This is a genomic window from Aeromonas finlandensis (genome assembly GCF_000764645.1).
Classification (GTDB): domain Bacteria; phylum Pseudomonadota; class Gammaproteobacteria; order Enterobacterales; family Aeromonadaceae; genus Aeromonas; species Aeromonas finlandensis.
Map to the genome: position 1 here is coordinate 1 of NZ_JRGK01000005.1, position 1,365 is coordinate 1,365.

1 protein-coding gene is annotated in these 1,365 nt (G+C 53.3%); it reads left to right on the forward strand.

The features are described from left to right. Positions 1-1,227 (forward strand): asparagine synthetase B family protein (locus LD28_RS0100050; RefSeq protein ID WP_033134995.1); only part of this gene is annotated, 1,227 nt, incomplete at its 5' end. Positions 1,228-1,365 lie beyond the last annotated feature (138 nt).

Here is a 1,365-nt window from a genome sequence, read left to right on the forward strand (position 1 = left end):
GTCGGAGAGCGTACCCTGTATCAACACGCCAGAAAGTTGCTGCCGGGGCACCTGATGCGTGCCGTGACAGGGGAGGTCTCACAGGCAGAGCGTTACTTCCACTTCATCTGTGCCGGTGACCACATGCCGTCACGCCCGCTGGAGGAGCAGGTTGACCAGCTTGAGGAGCTGTTGTTGCGTTCGTTATCGCGCCGCTTGGTCGCCGATGTGCCGGTGGGGGCTTTTCTCTCCGGTGGTGTCGACTCCTCGACGGCGGTGGCCTTGATAACCCGTCGTCTGCAACGACCGATACGGACCTTTTCCATCGGTTTTACAGACGCGCCGGAGAGCGAACATGAGGAGGCTCGGGCCTTTGCCGATTTCCTCGGAACCGAGCACTCTGAGCAGTTGCTGCATCCAGAGGCTTTTGTGGAACAGGTCGGTTATCTGGCTCGGCGCATGGATGAGCCCAATGCCGATACCTCCTGTGTACCGACCTATATGGTCTCTCAGCTTGCTCGTCAGCAGGTCACAGTCGCGATCACGGGAGACGGGGGGGATGAGTTGTTTGGCGGTTATGGCCGTTACCTGCAGACACTGGCCGCAGCCGAGGGCAGGGAGCAACAGATGCAGGCGCGTAGCTGGCATCTTGGGCGGGAGTACTACTCTGGTCGTATCCTGTTGTATGCCGATCGCCAGCTGGAACAGTTGTTCGGGCGCATACCGTCCGGTACTGGTGATCATTTAATGGCATGGCGTCGGCGTATCGATATGGACAGCCGTCCGTATCTTAATCGCCTACGTGAGGCCGATATCGCCAATTACCTGCCGTTGGTGTTGGCTAAGGTAGATCGAATGAGCATGCTGCATAGCCTTGAGTGTCGAACCCCTTACCTGTCTACCGAAGTTGCTCAGTTTGCTGCTGGTTTGGCACCATCAGAGCTGATTGCACAAGGACAGGGTAAGGTCCTGTTGCGCCAATTAGCCAAACGCTACTTGCCAGCGGAATGGATCGACAGGCCGAAAAAGGGTTTCAGCATAGATCCGTTCAATCAACAGGCCAAGCAGAGTGCGATTATGCAACTACGTCAGCAGGCCTCATCAGGTCAGCTCTGCCTGCATCAGTTTATCGCTCCTGAGCGGTTGCGGGTGTTGCTGGATAACCAGTTTGACGGTATGAGCTTCTATCATGTCTGGGGTTTACTGGTGCTCGAGATCTGGTTGCAGAACCATGATTTCAACATCTAATAGATGCTATTTGACAGATGTGTATAAATTATATTTACACTAATTAACTTATTGTGTAAATAATAGAGTTAATTTGAGCCAATATATCCCTGATAATAGTTTGGGCTGTTCTTATGAACAGATGGAGCTATATTAATG